4 protein-coding genes are annotated in these 6,371 nt (G+C 72.8%); all 4 read right to left on the reverse strand.

The genetic code is table 11. From position 1 onward, the window contains the following. A partial coding sequence (locus AOK11_RS28945; protein ID WP_157869466.1) for an acyltransferase domain-containing protein occupies positions 1-384 on the reverse strand: 384 nt, incomplete at its 3' end. A gap of 4 nt (positions 385-388) precedes the next feature. Next, complete coding sequence (locus AOK11_RS43045) at positions 389-1,249, reverse strand: DUF6039 family protein (protein ID WP_157869467.1); 861 nt, start codon at positions 1,247-1,249, stop codon at positions 389-391. 87 nt (positions 1,250-1,336) lie between these two features. Next, positions 1,337-2,905 (reverse strand): MDR family MFS transporter, encoded by a 1,569-nt coding sequence (locus AOK11_RS28955; RefSeq protein ID WP_063793538.1) that lies wholly within the window; start codon positions 2,903-2,905, stop codon positions 1,337-1,339. Between the two features lie 282 nt (positions 2,906-3,187). Next, positions 3,188-6,371: beta-ketoacyl synthase N-terminal-like domain-containing protein (locus AOK11_RS28960; protein WP_157869468.1), on the reverse strand; the 3,184-nt coding region annotated here is incomplete at its 5' end.

The raw sequence follows: 6,371 nt of genomic DNA on the forward strand, positions 1-6,371 counted from the left end.
GCCGATGACGGCGGCCATGGCGCCGCCGTCGGCCTCGCCCATGAGCCGGCCGCGCTCGGCGACCAGCCGCAGTCCGGTGGCGAAGTCCATTACCCCGGCCACCATCAGCGCGTTGAGTTCGCCGAGGCTGTGCCCGGCGACCACATCGGGCTCACCCCGTTCGGCGCGCTGCGCCAGATAGGTCAGCGCGTGGACGGTGAACAGGGCCGGCTGTGCGTACCGGGTGAGCCGGAGCCGGTCGCCGTCGTCGCGCAGGCACAGGTCCCGGACCGAGTGACCGAGGATGTCGTCGGCAAGGGCGCAGTGGTCGGGAAAGGCGTCGAAGACCTCGGCGCCCATGCCCCGGCGCTGGCTGCCCTGCCCGGCGAAGAGCAACGCGCGCACGGCGTCAGAGCTGGCGGGGGACGAGGAGGGTGTCGGTGACTCCGCCGGGCACGAACGCGTCGGCGCCGGTGCCGCCGCCCTTCTCCGGGGCGATCATCTGCCGTTCGACCAGCTTGCGGAACTGCGGGTCGCGGTCGGGCAGGTTGCGCAGCTCCTCCCAGGCCTCGTACGACGAGAGGTGGATCAGCATGTGCAGCCGGTCCATCGCGCCGAAGGTCTCCTCGTAGAGGTAGGAGGTCACCTTGCCGCGCAGGTTCTCGTTGACGTAGTTCTGCCAGGCGAAGGCATAGTAGCGCGCCTCCTTGCGCATGGGGTACCGGGCCTGGGCGACGCGGTGCACCATCAGCGGGGCGTTGGCGGAGTTGAGCTGCTCCTCCGGGGGCACCGAGGTCTGCCGCCAGGCCTCGGGCACCCACGCCTCGTGGTGGTCGTCCTCGCCGTAGTCCAGGCCGTGCTGGGGCACGAGGATGTGCTCGGTGATGCTGCCCTGCACCACCGCGTTGCCCCAGCTGCCGAAGCCGCGGTCGTCGGCGACCACGTCGTCGTTGAGCAGGATCTTGGTGGTCTCGTCGTGGTCGACCATCTCCAGGCTGGCCGCGTAGTCGGCCGGGCTCTTCATGTTGATGAACCAGTGGTGCTTGGCCTGGTCGCCGAACGCCTTCTGGAAGAAGAAGAACGTCATGTTGTTGAGGTCGGCCTTGTTCATGTGCTTGAGGACCTCGGCCACGAAATTCAGGCCCTCTTGTTCATGGCCCGGCTTGAAATGCGCGTAACGCGAGATGATGAATCCCGCATTGCCCGAGTGCAGCAGTTCGCTTTCAGGTCGGTCGACCTGATGGCGGGCCGGCCTCATAATGTCGGTCACCGCGACCTCCGCTCTTCGTCGGATCGGATGTGCCGACACTAAGAGGAACGGGGATCGCGGCGACGCACAGTTTTGCGCAGACGCCCTTCAGCGCTCTTCGTCGAGGGCCTTTTCCTTCTCGGAAACGTCTTCCTGCGGGGCGTCGTCGGGCGGGGACGACTCGGGCATGAGCAGGGACAGGACGAGCGCGAGCACGGCGAACGGCACGACGGTCAGGAACACCGCGGCGAGCGCCTCGCCGTACGCGCCGACGACGACGTCCCGTTGCTCCCGGGCCAGGCCCTGGATGGCGTCGACGCTGCCCAGGGACGCCTCGTCCAGGCCGCCGCCGCCCGGTCCGGCCCGGTCGTCCAGCAGCGCGGCGAACCGGCTGTTGAGGACGGCGCCCAGCAGCGCCACGCCGACCGCGGAGCCGAGCCGCTGGAAGAAGCTGACCGCCGCGGTCGCCGCGCCGATGTCCGCCGGGGCCACGACGCCCTGGACGGCGGTGATGACGGGCTGGAGGGTGAAGCCCGCCCCGATGCCGAAGACGGCGCCGAGCAGGATGATCAGCCAGCTCGGGGTGTCCGCCCGGATGAGGCCCAGGGGAAGCATGGTCACCACGAGCAGGGCGGCGCCGGCGACCGGGAAGATCTTGAAGCGGCCCGTGGCGCTCATCCGGTTGCCCGCGTGGATGGATGCGAAGCCGACGCCCATCATGGTGGGCACGACCGCGAGCCCCGCGGTGAACGGCGACATGCCCTTCACCGCCTGGAAATAGACGGGCAGGAACACCACACCGGTGAACAGGGCGAGGCCCGCGATCATGCTGTAGGCCGAACCTAGGGAGAACAGCCGCAGCTTGAACAGCACCATGGGCACCACGGGTTCGGCGGCCCGCCGCTCCACGAGCACCAGGGCGACGCCCAGGACGACGGTGACGGCCACCAGGCCGAGCGACAGCGGGTCGGTCCACCCCCGCTCACCGCCGGCCCAGCTCAGGTAGAGCAGCAGCGGGGTGGTGGCTGCGATGACCAGGGTGGCGCCGAGGTAGTCCACGGTGCGGCTGCGGCGTTCGGCGGTGATGCCGCGCAGGGCCGAGGCGGTGACGGCGAGGGAGAGCAAACCCAGCGGCACGTTGATCAGGAAGATCCACCGCCAGCCGATCGCGTCCACGAGGCCGCCGCCGACCAGGGGGCCCGCGAGGGTGGCGATGCCGAAGACCCCGGCGACCATGCCCTGGTAGCGGCCCCGGTCGCGGACCGGGACGACGTCGGCGATCACCGACAGGGCGAGCGCGTACAGCGCTCCGGCGCCGAGGCCCTGCACCGCGCGGGCGGCGATCAGATGGGTGATCTCCTGGGAGACACCGCACAGCGCCGACCCCACGATGAAGATGCTCGTCGCCACGACGAACACGATGCGGCGCCCGAACTGGTCGGAGACCTTGCCCCAGACGGGAGTGCTCGCCATCGAGGTCAGCAGATAGGCCGTGATCACCCAGGCCAGGTTCTCCAGGCCGCCCACGTCACTGACGATGCTGGGGAGGGCCGTACTCACCACGGTCTGGTCCAGCGCGGACAGCAGCAGACCGGTCATCACGCCGATGATCGCGCGATTGATCTGCCGCTTGCTCAGTTCCGGCCCGGATGAGACCGGCGGATGCGACGTCGTCATGGGCTGTCGAGAGCCCGGCCCGTGCGGGCCCGGTCCCCCGTCCCCCTTCCCGTTCCGAGCCCACGGGTCTCCCCGTACGACTCACCGATGATCTTCTTTACCCGGTCTCCGGCCCGAACGGCCGGTGGCCCAACGGCCGCCCGCCGTCGCCGGGTTCAGGACATGGCACTGGCGCGGGACGATACCTGCCCCACCGGACGCCCGTGCGGATTTCACGGCCATCCGGCCGTGTCCGCCGAGAGATGTCTCATAACGTCCACCCGGCGTCGGACAGGGGGTTGATCACCGGAAAGCCAGGCGCAGCGCGGGGCGTTGTGCCGGTTCGGCGATCGGCCTCCCGGGCCGGTCCAGCCACAGGCGCCGCCGCTCGAAGGCGATCGGCGGCCTGCTCCTGCGGCGTTCACCGGCCGCCTCCAGCAGTGCGGGAGGAGCTTGGGCGACCACGACGTGCGCGTTGGTGCCGCCGAATCCGAAGGAGCTGACCCCGGCCACCCGGGGCCGGCCGGGCAGCGGCCAGTCCCGCGCCTCGGTGGCCAGGGCGAACGGCGAATCACCCAGGTCCAGGCGCGGGTTGGGCGTCTCGCAGTGGAGGGTGGGCGGTACGACACCGTGCTCCACGGCGAGCAGCGCCTTGAGCAGACCTACCGCGCCGGCCGCGTGCAGCAGGTGGCCCACGTTCGACTTGACCGAGCCGAGCAGGCAGCGTCCGTCGCGGTGGTCCCGGTCCTCGTCGAAAACGGTGCGCAGGGCGCGGAACTCCAGCGGGTCACCGATCGCCGTGCCGGTGCCGTGCGCCTCGATCATGCCGATCTCGGCCGGCTTGCGTCCGGCGTCGCGCAGCGCCCGGCGGACCGCGGCGGCCTGCGCGGCCGGGTTCGGCGTGGTCAGCCCCATGGTGCGGCCGTCGTTGGTGACGGCCGAGCCCTCGATGACGCCGTGCACCGGGTCACCGTCGCGCAGCGCCGCGTGCAGCGGCTTGAGCAGCAGGACGACACTGCCCTCGCCGGGGACGAATCCGTCGGCGCGCCGGTCGAACGCGGCACACCGGCCGGTCGGCGACAGCGCCCCCGCGGCCGAGAACTCCAGGTACGGCGCCTCGTCCAGCAGCATACTGCTGCCCCCGGCGATCGCCGCCTCGGTCTCCCCGCTGCGCAGGCTCCGACAGGCCAGATGGATGGCCACCAGGGACGACGAGCAGGCACTGTCCACCACGAGGTGCGGGCCACGGAGATCGAAGTGCTGGCCGACGTGCGAGGCCACGAAGTTCGGGTCGGACTCGGGTACTTCGGCCCGGATCTCGCCGCGCGCCGCGTATCCGCTGCCCCGGGCTCCGGCGAAGACACCGACGTCCCGTCCGGCGAGCTCGGGCCCTTCCAGACCGGCGTCGCGCAGGCAGTCGGCGGTGGTCTCCAGGAACAGCCGGATGGTGGGGTCGAGATAGCGGGCCTGCTCGTCGGTGAGCCCGAAGTGACCCGCGTCGAACTTCTCGATGCCGTCGACGAATCCGCCCCACTTGCCGACGGTGCGACCGGGCTGCGGGGTGGGCCGGTGGAAGCGGGCGGCGTCCCAGCGCTCGGGCGGCACCTCACCGATGGCGAGGTGCCCCTCGCGCAGGTTGCGCCAGAACGTGGCGACGTCCGGAGCACCGGGCAGCCGGCACGCCACCCCGATCACGGCGATCGTGTCCCGGTCGGGCACGGGAGCGGGTAGCGGCTGCGCCGGGGCGGGTCGCTGCCGGGGCGCGGCGGTCGCCTGGACCGCGGGACCTTGTGGTTCGTCCGCCTGCGGCGTGCCGGTGGCGCTGTGCGGCGCGGGGGCGTCGGAGGGTGTCCCGTCGACCGGGAGTGGTGCTGCTCCGGACACGCCCGTCGGTGGCTCACCGGACGTCTCCGTCCGGTCCGCTGCGGCCAGTTCCGGCAGGAGGGCGTGCAGACGGTCGGCGAGGGTGCGCAGCGTGCTGTGCTCCAGCAGCAGCGCCGGGTCGAGGGCTCGGCCGACGTGCTGTTCGATCGCGTCCAGGAGTTCGCCGAGCATCACCGACTCCACGCCCAGCTCGGCGAATTCGGCGGAGGGGTCGAAGTCGGCGGCCGGGATTCCGACGACACCGGCGAAGACGTCGGCCAGCCAGGCCGGGACGGGAAGCGGGCCGGCCGGCCGCGGGGACGGAGGCGCGGCAACCGGCAGGGCGGGCTGCGTGGGGAGCGCCCCGGCGGCCGGTGGGCCGGACCCCGCGGGCACCGTGACGGGCAGCCGGAGCAGTTCCGTGGGGTCGTCGGCGTGCAGGGCGCGCAGGGCCACGACCGGCCCGCCGGAAAGGGCGGTGACGACGTGGTCCATGGCGTGCAGCGCCTCGTCGTCCCCCGCCGCGTCCAGGCCGAAGCGTGCGCCGGGGTTGCCCATGCCGGGCCGGGCCCCGCTGTCGCGCCACATCGGCCAGGCGACCGAGTGCAGCCAGGGGGTGGCCGGTGCGTGCTGCGCGGCGAAGTCGTCGACGAAGCTGTTGGCCGCGGCGTACTCCAGCACTCCCCCGGCGACGGGCGGCACCACCGCGGACAGGGACGAGAAGGCCACCAGGAAGTCGGGCCGGTCGGGAAGACACAGCTCGTAGAGGACCTCCAGCGCCTCCGCCTTGGGCTCGAACACCCGACGGATGTCGGCCGGTTCGCGTCCGGCGAAAGCACCCACGGGCGGGGTCACCGCGGCGCAGTGCACCGCGCCCCGTACGGGTCCGCTCTCCTCCCGGACCTGGTCGAGGAACGCCCTCAGTCCGGCGCCGTCCAGCAAGGATCCCCGGTGGACGTGCACGCGGGCCCCGGCCGCCTCCAGGGCGCGTACGGTCTCCACCGCGGCCCGTGCCCCGGCGCCGAGGCCGGGCGCGTCCCACCGGTCGGCCGGGGGCAGGGAGCGGGCGCCGAGCAGGGCGAGGTGGCGGGCCCCGCGGTCCACGAGGTGGCGGGCGACCCGGGCGCCGATGCCCCGGGTGGCGCCGGTGAGCAGATAGGTGCCGTAGTGGTCCAGCCGGGGGGCCGGAGGGCGCGCCCCAGCGAGGAGGGTGAGCTCCGGGAGGTACACCTGTCCGGCGCGGTGGACGGCCTCGCCGTAGGGGTTGCCGGGGAGCGCGGACAGCAGTTCCCCGGCCTGGGCGGAGGGCGTGCGGTCGGCCGGGTCGAGGTCGACGGTGATGCCGGTGAGGTGGCCGCTCTCGGCACCCAGGAACCGGACGAAACCGGCCAGGCGTGCCCCGGCGCCCGGGCGCGGCCCCGGCTCCCCACCGACGGTGCGTCGCCCGCAGGTGGCGTGCAGGATGTGCAGCGGCCGGGTCCGTCCGGCCGCGCGGCGACCGGGACCGGTGGCGGCGAGCCGCTGGAGCAGGGCGAGCCGTTCCTGCCAGGGCCCGGGATCGTCGGTGGCCCGGTCGACGTCGGCGAGGTCGATGACGGCGGTGAGGCCGGGGTGGGCGGCGAGG

It is taken from the genome of Streptomyces hirsutus (assembly GCF_001418415.1).
Taxonomy (GTDB): Bacteria; Actinomycetota; Actinomycetes; order Streptomycetales; family Streptomycetaceae; genus Streptomyces; species Streptomyces hirsutus.